We start from the raw sequence: 16,864 nt of genomic DNA, 5'->3' as shown, positions 1-16,864 counted from the left end.
TAATACAAAATTATAGGTTTATACATAAATATGCATTAGCTTGTATAGACTCTAACCTTATACCTAATCTTATGACTGCTGTTGATCTGAAGCCAACCACTCGCGCACAGCGCATCAGTTCCCTGGATACCATCCGTGGTGTCGCTTTGCTGGGGATATTACTCATGAATATAGCCGGTATGGGCCTGTCCCATGCTTATTCTGATCCTACCGTTTCGGGTGGATTCACGGGATGGAACCTCACTGCCTGGTGGGCTACTACCATGCTTTTCGAAGGGACGATGCGAGGGATGTTCTCCATGCTCTTTGGGGCGGGGGTGATCCTTTTTACTTCGCGGTCTGTCGGAGATATCAATGGGGTATCTGTCACAGATGCCTACTTCAGACGTGTGTCCTGGTTGGTCGTCTTTGGGATGGTCCATGCCTATCTTTTGCTTTGGATTGGGGATATTCTCTACGCCTATGGCCTGGTGGGATTTTTCGTCTATAGTTTTCGGAATCTGGATGCCAAAAAGCTGATCATCGTTGCCTTCTTCGCGCTGGTAGGTGCTTTCCTGATCAACTATACTGACTATGCTACCAACCGTAATATGTCACTTGCATCCCAGGAAGCGAAAGAAAAGAAGGAAGCAGGGCAGGAACTGACCGAGGAAGAAACAGGGGCAATCGAAGGATGGGAGGCCGTACTGGCAGAGGCCAAGCCACCGCAAGAGGTCATCGATAAAGACATTGCTTCGAGACACAAAGGCTACTTTAGTGTAGTGGCCTCTCAGTCCAAGGTGGCTCAATTCCTCGAGACCATGATCATGTATCGCTATTTCTTTTTTGACATTTTCGCGATGATGATCCTGGGTATGGCGTTTTTCAAGCTGGGGATTTTTCAGGCCGAAAGGAGCAATGGTTTTTACCTGATCATGCTACTGGTTGGGTATGGCGTAGGACTTACCATCAACTACTTCGAAACCGTCTATATCGTCGAACATGACTTTGAAATCGTGGCGACTGGCAAAGCAAGTCTTAGCTATGATGTAGGTAGGGTGGCGACCACTTTTGGGCATGTTGCTTTGATTATGCTGTTTGTGAAATCAGGGCTATTGGGCTTTCTGCAAAGGGCCCTGGCAGCTGTGGGGCAGATGGCATTGTCCAACTATATCTCACATACCCTGATCACTACGACCATATTTATCTTCTTCAAGCAGTTTGGGGCTTTCGAACGCTATGAGTTGTATTACATCGTATTCGGTATCTGGATTTTTCAGCTGATCATGAGTCCGATCTGGTTGAAATACTTTCGTTTTGGGCCGCTAGAGTGGGGGTGGAGGACGCTGACCTATTGGGAGAGACAGCCTTTTAGGAGAGATTAGAGAGTTAGACTCAAGAGCCAAGAACCAAGATTCAAGACTACATAAACGTCAAAGAGGTTCCCAACCTCTCCGACGTGATTTGATTTTCTACTCCTGGTACATGTAGCCGAGGGTGGCAGCTAGCATGGACTGGAGTCCGGTGATCATGCCTGCATCATCTACATAAAAGTCCGGCGTGTGATGTGGGGCTGCTTCGTTGGGGTCTGTGCCTTTGGGGCATCCCCCGACAAAGAAAAAGAAAGAAGGTACCTCGTTGGCGAAATAGGAGAAGTCCTCTGCGCCGGTCATGGCCTTTCTGATCACTACGTTTTCAGCTCCGATGGCATCAGAGATAAAGGGCACCAGCGTGCTGGTCAGTTCGGGATCGTTGTAGGTGACGGGGACCTGCTTGGTGATCTCCAGTTCTACCGTTGCGCCCATGCTTTCACCGATATTGATGGCGACACGGCGGAAGTCTTCGTGAAGTTTGTCCTGCATGTCCACATCTAGCGTGCGGATGGTGCCGATCATTTCTACTTCTTCGGGTATGATGTTGTTGCGAATGCCCCCGCGGATCAGTCCTACGGTGAGTACGGCGGCTTCTTTGGTGAGTTCGGCGTTTCGGCTGATCACGGTCTGCATGCCGTTGATGATCTGGGCAGCGGTGACGATCGGGTCGACGCTGGTCCAGGGTCTGGAGCCGTGCGATTGCTTGCCTTTGATCTTCATGACCCAGCGGTCTGCGGCAGCCATGGTACCGCCAGATTTGTATTTGATCTGACCGACGGGTGTGCTGGCATTGATATGCAGTCCGATCATCACATCTACGTCAGGGTGATGGAGTACCCCCTCTTTTACCATTAGTTGGGCGCCTCCTTCTTCTCCCGGAGGGGCTCCTTCTTCAGCGGGCTGGAAGACAAATTTGACCGTGCCTTTGAGGTCCTTTTTCATTTTGTTCAATACCTCGGCTGTGGCCATTAGGATCGCTACATGGGTGTCGTGACCGCAGGCATGCATCACTCCAGATTCTATGCCGTTGTAGCTGGCGGTGACTTGGGAGGCCCAGGGAATCTCGACACGTTCCGTTACCGGCAGGGCATCCATATCGGCACGCAGGCCAATGACCGGCCCGGGTTGGCCACCTTTCAGGATACCGATGACGCCTGTTTTGGCCACTCCCGTCTGCACCTCTATGCCGAGGCTTTTGAGGTGTTTTTCGATTTTCCTGGCGGTGTTGAATTCGCGATTCGATAGCTCTGGATTTTGGTGGAGGTCGTGCCTCCATTCGATCATTTTTTCTTCGATCTGGCTGGCCTGGTTTTGGGCTTGCTGGCTAAGATTGCCGGGTTGAGCCCAGGTGATCACTGCGGATGATAGAATCAAAAGGAGGGTTAAGTGTTTTTTCATATCGATAGGTTTAATGTGTCCTGAAGTTAAGCATTAAAGAAGAAATGTCAAGGGAAGGTTGCTGGGTCATAGATCGAAGTGGGACACTTGAACCAGCGGAAGCTACTTTTTCCTTGAAATCTGTGTAAAGTACAATGTGATATAGAGAATGTATAAATCAAGATAGGGAAAATACAAATAGGTATAAAGAAAGTGCAAATAGAGGATGAGAAATTAACTTTAGATATAGATAAAGTACAATCCTATATAAAGAAATTATAATTCTGTATAGAGAAATTACAAATAGGTATAAAGAAAGTACAATTCAGATTAGTGTGATAGAGGACTGAGGTGGATAAATTTTGGTTGGTCCTCAAATTAGTTGGCTTTATTAGGGTTCACCTAACTACTTCAGGTACTTCCAGGGGTCGAAGGGTTGGTTCATAAAGTCTTGTTTTTGGATGATGAGGACTTTTTGGGTGGGGTGGCCGGTTTGGGTTGAATTTTGGACGATGGGCATATAGCCATAGTCGTAGCAGAGGTAGTAAACGCCTTTTTGGGTGGGGTAGATGCTGGTGAATTGGTTGAAATCGAAATGTAAGGCTTCCAGGATGTCTCTTCGCACGGTGGCTTTGCCTTCTGGGCAGAGATCGCGTAGGATGCGGCGATTTTGGCGCAGACGGGAGTTGACCTCCTGCATGTATTTTTCGTCTGGTCTTTTGTGCTGGTTGTGGTAGCTATTGCGACACTGCGCATCACAAAATTTCTTTCCGATCCTACCGACTAGAGGTCGATTACAACTGAGGCATAGGGGGGTATTATCCATTTTTTTAAACGTTTATAAACGTATATAAGCATTTATTCCAATGCTTAAGTTACTTATTCTCTCGGTATTTGCTACATGAGACCTTCTACTCCAGACAAGTCTATTACGCTCAAACATCTAGTCATCAACAGTAGGCGCTATGGTGGGATCAAATTTTATCCTGACAAGGTGATCCAGTCGCTGGTAAAGAATTTGCCGGAGATAGGCTGGAGCAACAAGTATCAGATGGCGGTTTTGCCAAACAATCCCAGCCACCTTCAAAATATATATGATGCATTCAAAGGAGTGGCATGGATCAACACGCAATATTTTTTTGTGAATAGACCGGTCAATCATGGCAATGAACCTCTCTCGGTGGATGCCTACCGAAAGAGGCCGGCCAAAAAGGGGTGGAAATATTGTCCTGAGGAGTTTTATCAAAAGCTGGAGATCAGAAAATATTCCATTCACACGGCTAGGTCATACATAGGGATGTTTGAGCGATTCATCAATTACTACGCTCATGTCGAAGATTTGATGTCGCTCAGTGACAAGGAAATCAATGGCTATATTCAGCATATGGTTCAGCTGGGTAGGTCTGATAGCTATATCAATCAGGCTCTCAATGCCATCAAGTTTTATTATGAGGTAGTGATGGGGATGCCCAATCGTTTTTATGAAGTCAATCGGCCCATCCAACCGGAGGCCTTGCCCAAGGTGCTGAGTAAAAAGCAGGTTTTTAGGATGATTGAAAACTGTAGTAACCTTAAGCATCGCTGCATAGTCAGTTTGCTATACTCATCTGGCCTGCGGAGAGGGGAATTGATCGCGTTGAAAATAGAAGATATTAAAAGCGACCGGATGATGATCAGAGTCAATAGTGGCAAAGGCCGTAAGGATCGCTATACACTGCTGAGCGAAAGGATATTGGATGAATTGAGGGAGTATTTCAAAAAGTATAGACCCCAGCAATATTTGTTTGAATACAGTCCTGGTGTTCAATATTCGGGCAGCAGCGTGGGAAAGGTAGTGGCTAGAGCGGCCAAACGAGGCGGTATAATAGAACGTGTGACTCCACATATGCTAAGACATTCGTTTGCCACCCATCTGCTAGAGAGTGGAATAGATCTAAGGCAGATTCAAACGCTGCTGGGCCACAACTCTCTAAAAACAACGGAAGTTTACACACATGTAGCTGTAGAGGGGATGAACAAAATAAAAAATCCTTTAGATTTGGAATGACACTTAAGATATATCACGCACAGTGCGTGATTTAGAAATGTTAGCTGTCAGAGACTCAACATGAACAAAATATCGTCAAGGCATCACTATTTACCTCAGTTCTATTTGAAAGGTTTTACTGAGGATGACGGTAAGTTTTCAGTATTTGATCTAAAACAGGGAAGGTTAAAAAACAGACGACTATTTCCGAAACAAGTATTCTTTGAACAACATAGAAACACCTTTTTTTTAGGAGACGACGCAACAGACTTCTTGGAGTCTGAGATTTACCAAATGTTCGACAACAAAAACTCTAAGCATTTAGAGAAGATTGTACAAACAAGTCATCAATCTAAAATGGAACTGAATGACTTTCAATTTTTGCACTACTTCATAACAAATTTGTTCTGGAGAATCCCAAGAACAGATGAATTAGTCAAACAGATCTTCAAATCTTCAACACATAAAGATTTAGGTTTTCAATTAGTCGATAAGAAGACAGGGCAAGTTGATAAAGAAAAGTCTGATATTATCCTCGAATCTCCAGAGTTCAGAGAAACCTATAGATCCAGTATGGCGACGGTGGAATTTCACGATTGGGATATGAAAACGAACAGAAAAAACTGGGTAATTGGATATAGTGCAAAAAAGAATACTCCTCACATTTGCGCTGACAACCCGATTGTAACCAGAAATGATAATAGTACTAAATTGTTTGAAAGTGAACTGATATTCCCAATCAGTAAGGATAAGCTACTGTTTTATACAAACCACGAAATCAAACTAAGAGAAATAGCTCCAGAATTCAGACTTAAAGTGGACACAGTAATTATGGGACAATCTCAAATTATGGCGATTGGTACTAATTCGGATTATTTGAAGCAGCTATTTGAATTTACCAAAACGATTAAGCTCAAAGAGCTTAAGGAAGAGCTCTTTCAAATTTTCGAATAAAGACAGCTAACATGCTGTAATCAAATCATGGCGGTTCAGCTGTGAGTGAAAGATCTCTGCATTCTGGAAGTCTCGCCATATCTCAGATTGGCACTATGAAATCAAAAAGGGATAGCGCAAATCAGAGATTTGGCTATCTTGTAGCCGAAAATTTAAACTAAATCACACGCCACGATTGATACAGAGGCGTTACCAGCAATAAACCTTCATGGCACAGATGTCTACAACTGAAATAAAGTCAAAGAAGAGCTACCTGATATCTTACTTAGGTTTGACACTTGCAATGATGTTTGGTTCTCTTTATGTCCTTTTTCTGACCGACACTTTTCCGGAACGAACAACGAAAATTGGCGGCACAGTTGCAGCAGTCATTCTCCTGTGTGCAGCTTGGACGCTTCTGAACAAATTACGCACAAATCCCACCGAACTTCTGATAACAAATGAGAAGATTGCTTTTTACGAACAGCGTAATTGGAAGGAAGTTTCTTTGTCCTCCGTGGACTCATTTAATTTCAAGAACTTCTTTGACGGCTACAAAAGAGAGAGGCAACTCATTCTCCAATTAACGACTGGCGAACAGAAGGTAATCGAACTGAACGGACTGGATACAACTCAAGTCGAACTCGAAAGAATACTAAACGAAAAGAAAGCTGGTAACATGGCGTAGAGTGCATGTGCGAACTGAGCATTTAGCCAGTTTCGGCGGAACGAACCCGTGCATCTGCCGCGGGAAAAGACTTCTCTGCTTATAGTCAGGTCAGTTCGCCGCAGCGGAAGATCAGCAGAACGTAGCTCTCACCGATTCGCTAGTAGGTTCGGCAGATTTTCACTACTTTGGCTGTATTATCAAACGACACGCACACGCACCATACGCAGGCGTTAGGGGCCATGATTTGTGTTTGGGATCGGTGGCTCGGGCGAATGAAGGAACTTTCTGCTAGCTGACCCACATTTTCTCTCACCCCATCTCGGACGAACGGCCAACCTTGTCGTAACTTCAATTCAAGCCAACGGTTGAACCAACTGCCTAGTCCAGTCGCAGCACTCGGCCGAACGAATGAACTAAGTGCCACCTGCTGTCAGACTGCTAGATTTGATCATTTTCTGATTTTCTTACCTCGGATTAACAGATTAAGACGGTCCCTAACATGATGTATGCCTCATGCCTTTTTCGGTGCAAGTCCGAATCATTGCTTCTATCGGAACTGCCGTTCCGATCGGGAAGGGGAGTAAGTCCGTGGAAGCCGCAGGTCGTTCGAACTACGTCCCAAACTTGGGGTAACGGCTAAAAATGGCTTTGGCTGTGTAGATCGGATCGGCTATCTTCACTGCCATTAACAAACCGTCCGTGTAGGCACGCTGCATACATGGTCGTTAGCTGTAATAATCCTATAAAGAAAAAATCACGTAATGACCCCTAAGCAATTACTAACTTATGAAAAGATAATTGAATCCAAAAAATGGAACGAAAACCCTTTACACACATCCGTTAGAAACAAAATGCTTAGACTGTTAAGGAAGTTAAACATTGAAGAGATCGATATAGTTTTAGAATTATTGCAGAATTTCACTTGGATTAGTAGTAATCAGTACGATAAAAAGATACTTGATATTTTTAGACAAATAGACCCTGATATAATTTCGACAGCGAAGAAGTTCTATTTTTTTCCCATAGTTAAACCCAATGATAGTGGCAAATTGAAAAGTGGATTATCGCTAATTTATCCATTATTAGGAATTATTAATTATATCGAAGAGTTTGATAAAATTGATATTAAAAGTGAAAATGTAATAACGAGATATAAAAACCTGAATAAACTGTTGCTTGAAGAGAATGAATATTTAATTCTAGTAGATGACTTTATAGGTTCTGGTAAAACATTTGAATCATGCATTGAGGCAATTGAAAAATCTAATGTATCAACCGATAGAATAATACTGGTATCAATTGCAATTCAAAATGATGGTTTGAAACTAATAGAGAAAAAGAAAATTAGAGCTTATTACTCTCATATTGAGAAAAAAGGTATTACCGATTACTTCTACGATGAAGAACAAACTAAAAGAATTAGCCTAATGCGACTAATTGAAAGGAGATTAAAGTTCAAACCAAAATTCAGTTTAGGTTTTGAAGAATCACAAGCTCTAATTGCGCTGATAAGAACTCCTAATAACACTTTTCCAATATTTTGGCATGAATACAGTGAGAATGATAATCTTGTTAAAGCACCATTTCAAAGACGATAATAATGAACGAAAAACATATATACCTAGCCCTTTTGAAAGTAAAGAATAATACTAGTGTAAATGAACTAATACATCATGACCTTAATTATGATGAGATAATAAATTTAATAAAGTACGTAATGACAGAAAAGTACATTACAGAAACTGAAGACTCTTTAATTCTCTCGGCAAAAGGACTCCAAACTCTTATCAGACTAGAAAAAACTTATAAAAAAACAAATAAAAAGGATTGGATAAAACCTGATGAACGAAGCATCATCAAGAAAATCAAAAAAAATGATATATTTGTCCCAAGTAGTAATGAGTTGACTTTCAAATTAAAATTCAAAGAATAGTATGCTTCGGCATACTGGATTAGTGAATCATTAATCTGTATCAGAACTGAATTTCAAGCTCATCAACTTTTGAAAAGGTCTCCGTGACCTCCAACCTTTTCAAAAGTTTATTCCAAATTGAGCGAACTTCGGTTCGCTCAATTAAAGACACAATGGAATACGAACTTTATAAAGAAAAATTCACTTCTAAGGCCCATAGAAGTGGTTTAACAAAACAAGAGATTGAGGAATGCCTTTCCTATGCACGACCGCTTTTAGATAAAAACCTCCCTCTCATTTACAATACGTCCCATTTTTCAAGACTTGTTGGAATTAGAAAAATTTATATCAAAAGAGCTTCTATCTATACAAAATCGTATTATCGGAAATTTCTTATTGCAAAAAGACAAGGTAATCCTAGAGAAATCTCCGAACCTCTTCCAAACCTAAAACACATACAAACCTACATTCTAACTGAAATACTACAACATGTAAAAATTAGTGCCTTTGCTAAAGCATACAAAAAGAAAGCGAATATATTAGAAAACACTAGATACCATGTAAATCAAGAAAAAGTAGTCACTCTTGATATTAAAAACTTTTTTCCTTCTATCACTTTTAAGGCTATAGAAAACATCTTTTTTAAACTTGGCTATTCACCAATACTTTCAAATCTTTTTGCAAAACTATGTACACTTAATGGTTGTTTACCTCAAGGCTCTCCAACAAGTCCATATTTATCAAATATTTTCATGTATGATTTTGACTCGAAACTAGCCGACTTTTGTCTCGAAAGAAAAATTAGATATACACGATACGCTGACGACATTGCAATATCTGGTGATTTCGATGAAAAAGAAGCCATAGACTACATAACAGACTTACTCAAAGGTTTAGATCTCGAACTAAACCCTAGCAAAACTAAAATAATGTGTCAAAATCAAAGGCAAATTGTTACAGGAATTGTAGTAAATAAAAAAAATCAAATACCTAGAAAAGAACGTCTTAAACTTCGTCAAGAAGTTTTTCATATAAGAACAAAAGGACTTAAAGCTCATATAAAGCATAAAGGAATCACAAAGAGAAATTATCTTTATCATTTATATGGTAAAATTTCCTATGCCGTATTTATTAACCCTTATGACAAAGAATTCATAGAATACAAAAGGTTAATTAAAAGTCTAATGAAATAATGAAACACAGCTAACACGGTATATAGCCAATAGGGCACTCGGTGGATTAAGGAAGTTTGGTGGTTATTTGAAACACCGCCAAGCTAAAATTTTGATATTGAAAACGAATAAATTAAATATAAAAACGTTTAGCTCGGCTCAGGAGTAAACTGATACTTCATCCGTATCAAATGCCCTACTGCCCATATACTAAACGTTACAGCCCATAGATCAACTCGAACATGCTACTTTTTGGACTTATCATTTTACTTGTTGGAAGTGTTGGATTCCTTGTAACTCTGACATTTGTGATAATGGCCATATTCAAGAACTCCAAATATTGGAAACTGTCTGGAATTAGCCTGGCAACAACAACTTTGGCGGTAATCGCCCTAATTCTTATACAGGAGACTATTCTTTATCCACCTAACCCGAAGATTGACAAACTAGTTTTATCAGCCTACCGTGAAGCTCCAATCGGTGGAATTTGGCTTGGTGTTTACAACGATCGAACGTGGCAACTCGGCTACTCATCTGTAGAGATAACTTCTGAAGGAAAATACGAACTTGCTGGGGACACTTTAACTCTCTTTGCGAACGATGGCACAACAGTAATAGGTGATTCTAAACGAACATCCTTCTTGATCGAACCGAAGTATCTGGTCGAAGTTGAGAACTCTGGAATTCGCTCACTGGAAATCCAACTAAACAAACTGGAAACAAACGGGCTGTAACATGGCGTATAGATGCATGTGCGAACTGAGCATTTAGCCAGCTTCGGTGGAACAAACCCGTGCATCTGCCGCGGAAATTACTTCTCTGCTTATAGTGAGATCAGTTCGCCGCACCGGAAGATCGGCGGAACGTGGCTCTTACCGATTCACTAGTAGGTTCGGCAGATTTTCACTACTTTGGCTGTATTATCAAACGACACGCACACGCACCATACGCAGGCGTTAGAGGGCATAAATCCAACTAATCAAATGAGAATCCTGAAAATACTTACCATAATACTAACATTTACAGCCTGCGGTTCTGGTCCGAACACTTATGAGAGTAGGATCAACATGAACAGCTATTTTGAATCTTCTTTTTCATACATGCATGAAAAGAACTCGGTTACTCAATTAATGACAATACTTGAAGCCGATACTTTGAATAGTATTAGAATATCTGCGCTTCATGAATCGACTTTAGAAACATTGAAGTTCATAGATAATCTAAGGAAGCAACTGATTAGCTATACGGGAGGAGTAGATGAAAATGGAAACTACATCAATCCAAAGTCAGCTGAGCCCGTCCGTGAATTTATGATTACTCAACAGAATGCCTCGGAACTAAAGACAAAGATTGAAGCATACTCCAACCTATTAAGCGAATATGGTTTAGCGAACAGCCAAATTATCGTTGATCCTACAACTGACCCATGGCTAAGTAATGACCCCAAAATGAAAGGATCAACTTTTGGATCCATTCATTTTGGCAATTCCAACTTGGTCGAAGCGATAACAGCATTTGATATTTACTCAACTCGAATTCGCTTAATGGAAAGTACTACGATTAATATAATTCTGGCCAAAAAGCCCTCTAACATTTGATATGAGATGCATGGCGGTTTAGCAGAAATGGAGAGGTCAGCAGTTTTTACATGCCCCGCCGATTCTGCGCTACGCCTCAAGAGAAATCAAAAATGTATAAGTCGAATCGCAGATTCGGCTATATTAGTAACCGAAACAAAGAAAATATTAAGCGCCACGACACCATATCTTGGCGTTATGCTCAATATGTGCAAGTCGCAAAATCTGTAATGAGAACCATTGAACTTTTAAGCATATTTCTTCTGGTGGGGCTTCTGAACACGATGTGCAGAACTCAATCGACCACTCTAACTCCGTATTCCGAACTAACTGGATTCGAAAAAGGAAAAGTGCTCAGAAACGAAATAACTGGATACATGGACACAACTCTTGTCTACATTTCGGGTAAGATTTTTGACAACAACAACGAACAGATTCCAACAGCAGAGATTCTGATTTCAAGGGATGAACAGCAGCGAAGCGAACATTCCAACTTGAACGGGGAATATGGAAATTGGCTAGAACCCGGCAACTACGAGCTAACCTTTCAACTGGCTGGTATGGACACTATTAACGTTGGCGGACTGAACATGGACAGTGGTCAACGAAGAACCATTGATGTGAGCCTTGGTCTAGCTGGAACTTTAACACACTATTTACTGGAGAACAAGAAGTAAATGAAAGAGCATAACAGACGCTGATCGGGCATATGTCTACGTGCTTTCTGGCTGATTTTGGTGCAACTCGACCGTGATATCTGCCGCTGAGAATCGGCAGTGCTTTCTACAGACTTTTGCTCGCAGGATTTTTAGACTTTCAGAGCGCAGTGGGATTTGGAACCGTTGTGAGCTTCGGCAGATTTCACTACATTCGTGCTATTCACTAGCTGCGGACATACGCCCGATAGCTGTGCGTTGTATGCCATTTGTCTTCTAATCGCACATGGGAACATTTATCGCAGGAATATTTTTTTTCATTCTTCTTTTAGGTCTAACCTTCTTGATCACATCAATATTCACTCGTTTTATCAACGCTTCAAACGGATTAAAACTAGCTAGGCTTATAATTTCTGGAATTGTAGCGGGAACAATTGTTTTGTGGTTTTCAGTTTCGCCCACAACTAACGATGAAGTTGCAACAATCGAGCAAAGGCCTGAAGGACTTCTTATTACGCTAACTGGACAACGGTTGTTCATGGTTCATGATCCAATCTCAATGTTGAGCAGATCGACTTATGCAGACACTTTTAAGATTGAACTCCCAAGATCAAATGGTCAAATAAATGGAGAAGAAATACCAACTCGATCTGGGTCTTATTCCTATTCTGGAACAATCAATATCGAACAAGATTTACTGTTGATTGATTTGTATCGTAATAACACGGATGATGGAACTTTGGATGAACTCAGTTGGAATGGAACCTACAAAATCCATAGACAATCAAAGGAATAGACGGCATACAACAGTCGCTGATCGGGCATATGTCTGAGTGCTTTCTGGCTGGTTTCGGTGCAACTCGACCGTGAATCTGCCGCTGAGTAACGGCTGTGCTTTCTACTTACTTCCGCTCGCAGGAGATTTTGACTTTCGGAACGCAGTGCCATTTAGAACCGTTGTGAGCTTCGGCAGATTTCACTACTTTAGTGCTATTCACTAGCTGCGGACATACGCCCGATAGCTGGTCGTTATCGGTAATCTCTGCATGAACGTAAAATCCAAACAGTCAATAATCCTATATTTTGCAGTTTTCCTGCTTGCTTTTGGATCAGGAGTGCTACTTTTCATTGCGTGGATTATTATTCGAACCAACATAGAAGACCTGCTCAGACTTGACATAATTTCTGGAACGCTCTTTCTAATTTGGATCGGTTTGCTACCTCTAATTTTGGTCGGCGAACATCTAAGAGGAATTGTCATTAGGGAAGATCACCTAGAACTGTCTTACTTGTTTGGACTTTTTCGAACTAAGCACTACTTCACCAATCTGAAGCAAAACCAATATTGGTACCATAACGAAGGAGTTGTAGTTGAAACCGAATCTGGATACCAATTCACGCTTGGACAAAAACAATATCGAAACTATTCTGAACTACGGAACCTGATTGACGAGAAAATTGACAAATCAGACGAGCTGACATTAAGACGCTTTACTCGAACGTTGAAGATTTTAACGGTATCTGGAGTCATCATTCTAACTGCTTTTGTAATCTCCTTGAACGTATAAGAAAACCGATAACAAGCGATATAGCGAATGGCCAAACTGCCTATCTGATACTTCTCTGTAATTTGCCCGTGACCCTGCCCATTCTGCCAGCTTTTGTGCTTCTAGCCACTTTTTTCTTTCTGGATTTAAACTTTCACAACTCAGTTCTTCGTGGATACTGTTGTGGTGGTTGGGCAGTTTCACTACCTTTCTGCTTTTAAGAAAGGGTATGGCCACTCGCCATATCTGATCGTTACAGTGCATAGATGAAGAAGAGTATAGAGTTTGACATTTCCTTAAACCAAGCGCAGTTTTTTAGACTGACAAAGGATTATTTTACTAACCTAGGTTTTGACTTGAAGGATCAAACAGCAAGCTCAATAAACTTTAAGCGAGGGTCAACCCTGTTAAACTTTTTCACAATGAACCCTCTAGCGTGGAAGAGTACAATTGACATTTCCATCAATGATAATTTTGTTACTGCGAAGTTTAACATATCAACAATTGGTCAAACTGTCACTGACCGAGAAAACCAATTTTGGGTGGAATTAATTGAGAATTACCATCAAGGAATTCAAGAAGGAAAAGAACTTTCAAATCAAACTCAAAGTGACCTGAATGACACAAAGTCCAACACATACGGAATAATAAAAGCAGCTGTAATTGGAGCAATTGCTGTTGGAGTACCTGCAATGCTAATTGCATACTTTACTGGATACGATACAATTGCTCTTGTTGGTGTTGGTGCTGGTGCAACAGGAGGTATAACTTCAAAACTGAATAGAAAAGCACTGTAACAAGGTGTAGGCACGAATGCCCATGCGAGCTTTCCGAATCAATGCCAGAATCAGCACCACCGCTCCACGCGGAATCTTTAGAATACCGAGAACGCATTCGTGGTTTCCTTGGCGGTCTAAATTTGGGCTAATGGCTAAACTGACTTTTGTGGTTGTGCGCGGATCGGCTATCTTTCTGCCTTAATCAAACTGTGAGGGCACATCGTCCTACACAGGCGTTATGCTCCAGAAGTCCTAAGATGAAGACAAATATTATTGCCCTCATACTATTCATTATAGTGAGCCACAACTTGGTAGGTCAGAACCTGAACCAGGAGATAGTAATATATAAGCCCGATACAATTCTTCTAGAAACTGAGATATACGAACAGCTTTTAAGCATGCGCTCGAATATCGATGAGAAGCAGTCATGGAATGAAGTTGATATGAGAACGCTAGCAAAATCTGGAAGCGCTGGTTTTCCCGAAACTTACATTACCAAGAAATTATCTAAAATTGGCTATAACGTTGAGTGGAGGCAATCATCACTCAAGTCATCTGAACCACCTGAATCAACATACGGCGAATTGACAAAGAAGGTAGAAGTCTATAAAGACGGTGCTTTAGGAGTAATTTCTTATTTAACAATTTTCGGAACCGATGGAACAATCATCTCTGAGGGTGAGCCAGAAGAAGCAATAAAAATTATGGCAAAAAAAGGAGCATAACATGGCGTATAGATGCATGTGCGAACTGAGGTGTTAGTCAGCTTCGGCGGAATGAACTCGTGCATCTGCCGGCGGAAATGACTTTTCTACTTATAGTGAGGTCCGTTCGCCGCACCGGAAGATCGGTAGAACACAGCTCTCACCGATTCGTTAGTAGGTTCGGCAGATTTTCACTACTTTGGCTGTAATATCAAACGACACGCACACGCACCATACGCACAGGCGTTAGGGCCCATGATTTGTGTTTGGGATCGGTGGCTCGGGCTCGGGCGAATGAAGCAACTTTCTGCTAGCTGACCCACATTTTCTCTCACCCCATCTCGGGCGAATGGCCAACCTTGTCGCAATCCCAATTCGAGTCAACTGCTGAACCAACTGTCTAGATTGACCGCACTCGGTCGAACCAATGAACGAAGTGCCACCTACCGTCAGACTGCTAGATTTGATCGTTTTTGGTTTTTCATACTTCGGTTGAATGAATTAAGACGGCCCCTAACATGATGTATGCCTCATGCCTTTTTCGGTGCAAGTCCGAATCTATGCTGCTATCGGAACTGCCGTTCCGATCGGGAAGGGGAGTAAGTCCGTGGAAGCCGCATGTCGGTCGAACTACGTCCCAAACTTGGGGTAATGGCTAAAAATGGCTTTGGCTGTGTAGATCGGATCGGCTATCTTCACTGCCATTAACAAACCGTCCGTGTAGGCACGCTGCATACATGGTCGTTAGCATCAATGAGCAAAAAATTACGCACATCAACTGAACAACTCAGCTCTCTTAAGAGACGATTTCGAATCAAAGAGATGCGAAGTGCGTTAAAGGTTATGCTCGTGGTAATTCTTTTAAGCATTCCAAATATCATATATGATTATGGTCGAATACCGCTTTGGTTCAGTCTTCTAGCTATGCTGGTCGTTGGAACTTATTATTTTGCAATAGCGTACTTTAGTGTTCCTTCCAAAGTAAAATATTTTCATAAAAATTTCGAAATAGAGATTGATCAAAACATATTAATTACACGGTATCAAGCCAATATTTCTCACAGCATTTTCGACCTCACTAAATGCAGTTTCTCAATTAACAATTATGGTGAAATCATAGTTAAAGCAAAGGATAGAAAATGGTGGAGATTTCAAAACCCACTCCTAATTCCTCCAGAAATCAATGATTTCAACTACCTCAAATCAGAAATAGAGAAGTTTACAACTGGAAACTACAATTCTAGCATTCACGTAATTGAAGAATGATGCTAACATGGTGTAGGTACGAATGCCCTTGATTTCTCACCGAATCAATGCCAGAAACAGCACCACCGATCCTCGCGGAATCTCTAGAATACCGATAACGCATTCGTGGTTTCCTTGGCTGTCTAAATCTAGTTTAATGGCTAAACAGACTTTTGTGGTTGTGCGCGGATCGGTTATCTTTCTGCTTTAATCAAACTGTGAGGGCACATCGTCCTACACAGACGTTATGCACCACGATCTACAATACTCAGATGCAGCCAACAGAAGAACATGTCAAGGAGATAGCGGAACTTTTGGATTGTGGTCAACTCTGCTTCTTTCACGAACCAACTGGTACGATTGAACATTATCCAGACCCTGACAACCCATACGCTGAATTGGATGAATGGCAGGATGCTTTAGATCGCATTGACGCTGATTGGGACAACTACATACGATTTGAGAAGATGGATTCTAGCCAAGCATTTCGAGTTATGGAAAACTTTGCTAACTCTCTGTCAGACGAGAACTTCAGAACTCGGTTGATTCAACAGCTTTCTCAACGGCAACCTTTCAGCAAATTCAAGAACATTATTGACAACTCTGAATATCGGCAAAACTGGTTTGACTTCAAGGGACAGGCATACATCAGCTGGGTCCGTGAACAGCTTGAATAACGAAAAGGTGCATAACATGGCGTCATAGTGCATGTGCGAACTGAGTATTTAGCCAGCTTCGGCGGAACGAACCCGTGCATCTGCCGGCGGAATTTTCTTTTCTGCTTATAGTGTGATCAGTTCGCCGCAGCGGAAGATCGGCGGAATGCAGCTCTCACCGATTCATTGGTAGATTCGGCAGATTTTCACTACTTTGGCTGTATTATCAAACGGCACGCACACGCACCATACGCAGGC

At 41.7% G+C, this 16,864-nt stretch carries 18 protein-coding genes; 16 read left to right on the top strand and 2 right to left on the bottom strand.

Annotated elements, in window-relative coordinates:
- Positions 1-71: 71 nt before the first annotated feature.
- On the top strand, positions 72-1,364 hold the full coding sequence (locus N7U62_RS10020) for a DUF418 domain-containing protein (RefSeq protein ID WP_264137828.1): 1,293 nt from the start codon (positions 72-74) through the stop codon (positions 1,362-1,364).
- An 87-nt stretch (positions 1,365-1,451) separates the two neighbouring features.
- Here the strand turns inward: N7U62_RS10020 and N7U62_RS10015 are convergent, their stop codons facing one another.
- Positions 1,452-2,750, bottom strand: coding sequence for an amidohydrolase (locus N7U62_RS10015; protein WP_264137827.1), 1,299 nt, complete (start codon positions 2,748-2,750; stop codon positions 1,452-1,454).
- 385 nt (positions 2,751-3,135) lie between these two features.
- Positions 3,136-3,555: a hypothetical protein gene (locus N7U62_RS10010; RefSeq protein ID WP_264137826.1), complete on the bottom strand. Its 420-nt coding sequence runs from the start codon at positions 3,553-3,555 to the stop codon at positions 3,136-3,138.
- Between the two features lie 75 nt (positions 3,556-3,630).
- On the opposite strand from N7U62_RS10010, the gene xerA reads away from it, so the two are divergent.
- The 15 genes from xerA to N7U62_RS09935 all read left to right on the top strand — a co-directional run bounded on the left by xerA (position 3,631) and on the right by N7U62_RS09935 (position 16,627).
- Positions 3,631-4,776: a site-specific tyrosine recombinase/integron integrase gene (gene xerA / locus N7U62_RS10005; RefSeq protein ID WP_264137825.1), complete on the top strand. Its 1,146-nt coding sequence runs from the start codon at positions 3,631-3,633 to the stop codon at positions 4,774-4,776.
- Positions 4,777-4,836: 60 nt separating this feature from the next.
- The gene (locus N7U62_RS10000) at positions 4,837-5,709 is read left to right on the top strand and encodes a DUF4238 domain-containing protein (RefSeq protein WP_264137824.1); all 873 of its coding nucleotides are present in this window, start codon (positions 4,837-4,839) and stop codon (positions 5,707-5,709) included.
- Between the two features lie 208 nt (positions 5,710-5,917).
- Positions 5,918-6,376 carry a hypothetical protein gene (locus N7U62_RS09995; RefSeq protein WP_264137823.1) on the top strand — a complete coding sequence of 153 codons (459 nt, stop codon included), beginning with the start codon at positions 5,918-5,920 and terminating at the stop codon, positions 6,374-6,376.
- 743 nt (positions 6,377-7,119) lie between these two features.
- Positions 7,120-7,956: a phosphoribosyltransferase gene (locus N7U62_RS09990; protein ID WP_264137822.1), complete on the top strand. Its 837-nt coding sequence runs from the start codon at positions 7,120-7,122 to the stop codon at positions 7,954-7,956.
- A 2-nt stretch (positions 7,957-7,958) separates the two neighbouring features.
- Positions 7,959-8,291, top strand: a complete 333-nt coding sequence (locus tag N7U62_RS09985) for a hypothetical protein (protein WP_264137821.1) — start codon at positions 7,959-7,961, stop codon at positions 8,289-8,291.
- A 152-nt stretch (positions 8,292-8,443) separates the two neighbouring features.
- Positions 8,444-9,463, top strand: coding sequence for a reverse transcriptase family protein (locus tag N7U62_RS09980; protein WP_264137820.1), 1,020 nt, complete (start codon positions 8,444-8,446; stop codon positions 9,461-9,463).
- A gap of 221 nt (positions 9,464-9,684) precedes the next feature.
- Entirely contained in the window at positions 9,685-10,176 is a 492-nt protein-coding gene (locus N7U62_RS09975; RefSeq protein ID WP_264137819.1) for a hypothetical protein, read from the top strand.
- A gap of 333 nt (positions 10,177-10,509) precedes the next feature.
- A complete protein-coding gene (locus N7U62_RS09970; protein ID WP_264137818.1) occupies positions 10,510-11,040 on the top strand; it encodes a hypothetical protein in 531 nt (176 codons plus the stop codon).
- A gap of 209 nt (positions 11,041-11,249) precedes the next feature.
- Positions 11,250-11,696, top strand: coding sequence for a carboxypeptidase-like regulatory domain-containing protein (locus N7U62_RS09965; protein ID WP_264137817.1), 447 nt, complete (start codon positions 11,250-11,252; stop codon positions 11,694-11,696).
- Positions 11,697-11,961: 265 nt separating this feature from the next.
- A complete protein-coding gene (locus N7U62_RS09960) occupies positions 11,962-12,471 on the top strand; it encodes a hypothetical protein (RefSeq protein WP_264137816.1) in 510 nt (169 codons plus the stop codon).
- 250 nt (positions 12,472-12,721) lie between these two features.
- Positions 12,722-13,243 (top strand): hypothetical protein, encoded by a 522-nt coding sequence (locus N7U62_RS09955; RefSeq protein WP_264137815.1) that lies wholly within the window; start codon positions 12,722-12,724, stop codon positions 13,241-13,243.
- Between the two features lie 245 nt (positions 13,244-13,488).
- Positions 13,489-14,019, top strand: coding sequence for a hypothetical protein (locus N7U62_RS09950; RefSeq protein ID WP_264137814.1), 531 nt, complete (start codon positions 13,489-13,491; stop codon positions 14,017-14,019).
- A gap of 239 nt (positions 14,020-14,258) precedes the next feature.
- Positions 14,259-14,726 (top strand): hypothetical protein, encoded by a 468-nt coding sequence (locus N7U62_RS09945; protein ID WP_264137813.1) that lies wholly within the window; start codon positions 14,259-14,261, stop codon positions 14,724-14,726.
- 801 nt (positions 14,727-15,527) lie between these two features.
- A complete protein-coding gene (locus N7U62_RS09940) occupies positions 15,528-15,971 on the top strand; it encodes a hypothetical protein (RefSeq protein ID WP_264137812.1) in 444 nt (147 codons plus the stop codon).
- 197 nt (positions 15,972-16,168) lie between these two features.
- Positions 16,169-16,627, top strand: coding sequence for a UPF0158 family protein (locus tag N7U62_RS09935; protein ID WP_264137811.1), 459 nt, complete (start codon positions 16,169-16,171; stop codon positions 16,625-16,627).
- Positions 16,628-16,864 lie beyond the last annotated feature (237 nt).

This window comes from Reichenbachiella ulvae, from assembly GCF_025833875.1.
Lineage (GTDB): Bacteria > Bacteroidota > Bacteroidia > Cytophagales > Cyclobacteriaceae > Reichenbachiella > Reichenbachiella ulvae.
Note: the sequence above shows the minus strand (reverse complement) of the source record. Positions and strands in the feature narration are given on the sequence as shown.

Coding starts and splice junctions, on each gene's coding strand:
- N7U62_RS10020 (WP_264137828.1), top strand. CDS start 72: ATGACTGCTGTTGATCTGAAGCCAACCACTCGCGCACAGCGCATCAGT.
- N7U62_RS10015 (WP_264137827.1), bottom strand. CDS start 2,750: ATGAAAAAACACTTAACCCTCCTTTTGATTCTATCATCCGCAGTGATC.
- N7U62_RS10010 (WP_264137826.1), bottom strand. CDS start 3,555: ATGGATAATACCCCCCTATGCCTCAGTTGTAATCGACCTCTAGTCGGT.
- xerA (WP_264137825.1), top strand. CDS start 3,631: ATGAGACCTTCTACTCCAGACAAGTCTATTACGCTCAAACATCTAGTC.
- N7U62_RS10000 (WP_264137824.1), top strand. CDS start 4,837: ATGAACAAAATATCGTCAAGGCATCACTATTTACCTCAGTTCTATTTG.
- N7U62_RS09995 (WP_264137823.1), top strand. CDS start 5,918: ATGGCACAGATGTCTACAACTGAAATAAAGTCAAAGAAGAGCTACCTG.
- N7U62_RS09990 (WP_264137822.1), top strand. CDS start 7,120: ATGACCCCTAAGCAATTACTAACTTATGAAAAGATAATTGAATCCAAA.
- N7U62_RS09985 (WP_264137821.1), top strand. CDS start 7,959: ATGAACGAAAAACATATATACCTAGCCCTTTTGAAAGTAAAGAATAAT.
- N7U62_RS09980 (WP_264137820.1), top strand. CDS start 8,444: ATGGAATACGAACTTTATAAAGAAAAATTCACTTCTAAGGCCCATAGA.
- N7U62_RS09975 (WP_264137819.1), top strand. CDS start 9,685: ATGCTACTTTTTGGACTTATCATTTTACTTGTTGGAAGTGTTGGATTC.
- N7U62_RS09970 (WP_264137818.1), top strand. CDS start 10,510: ATGAACAGCTATTTTGAATCTTCTTTTTCATACATGCATGAAAAGAAC.
- N7U62_RS09965 (WP_264137817.1), top strand. CDS start 11,250: ATGAGAACCATTGAACTTTTAAGCATATTTCTTCTGGTGGGGCTTCTG.
- N7U62_RS09960 (WP_264137816.1), top strand. CDS start 11,962: ATGGGAACATTTATCGCAGGAATATTTTTTTTCATTCTTCTTTTAGGT.
- N7U62_RS09955 (WP_264137815.1), top strand. CDS start 12,722: ATGAACGTAAAATCCAAACAGTCAATAATCCTATATTTTGCAGTTTTC.
- N7U62_RS09950 (WP_264137814.1), top strand. CDS start 13,489: ATGAAGAAGAGTATAGAGTTTGACATTTCCTTAAACCAAGCGCAGTTT.
- N7U62_RS09945 (WP_264137813.1), top strand. CDS start 14,259: ATGAAGACAAATATTATTGCCCTCATACTATTCATTATAGTGAGCCAC.
- N7U62_RS09940 (WP_264137812.1), top strand. CDS start 15,528: ATGCGAAGTGCGTTAAAGGTTATGCTCGTGGTAATTCTTTTAAGCATT.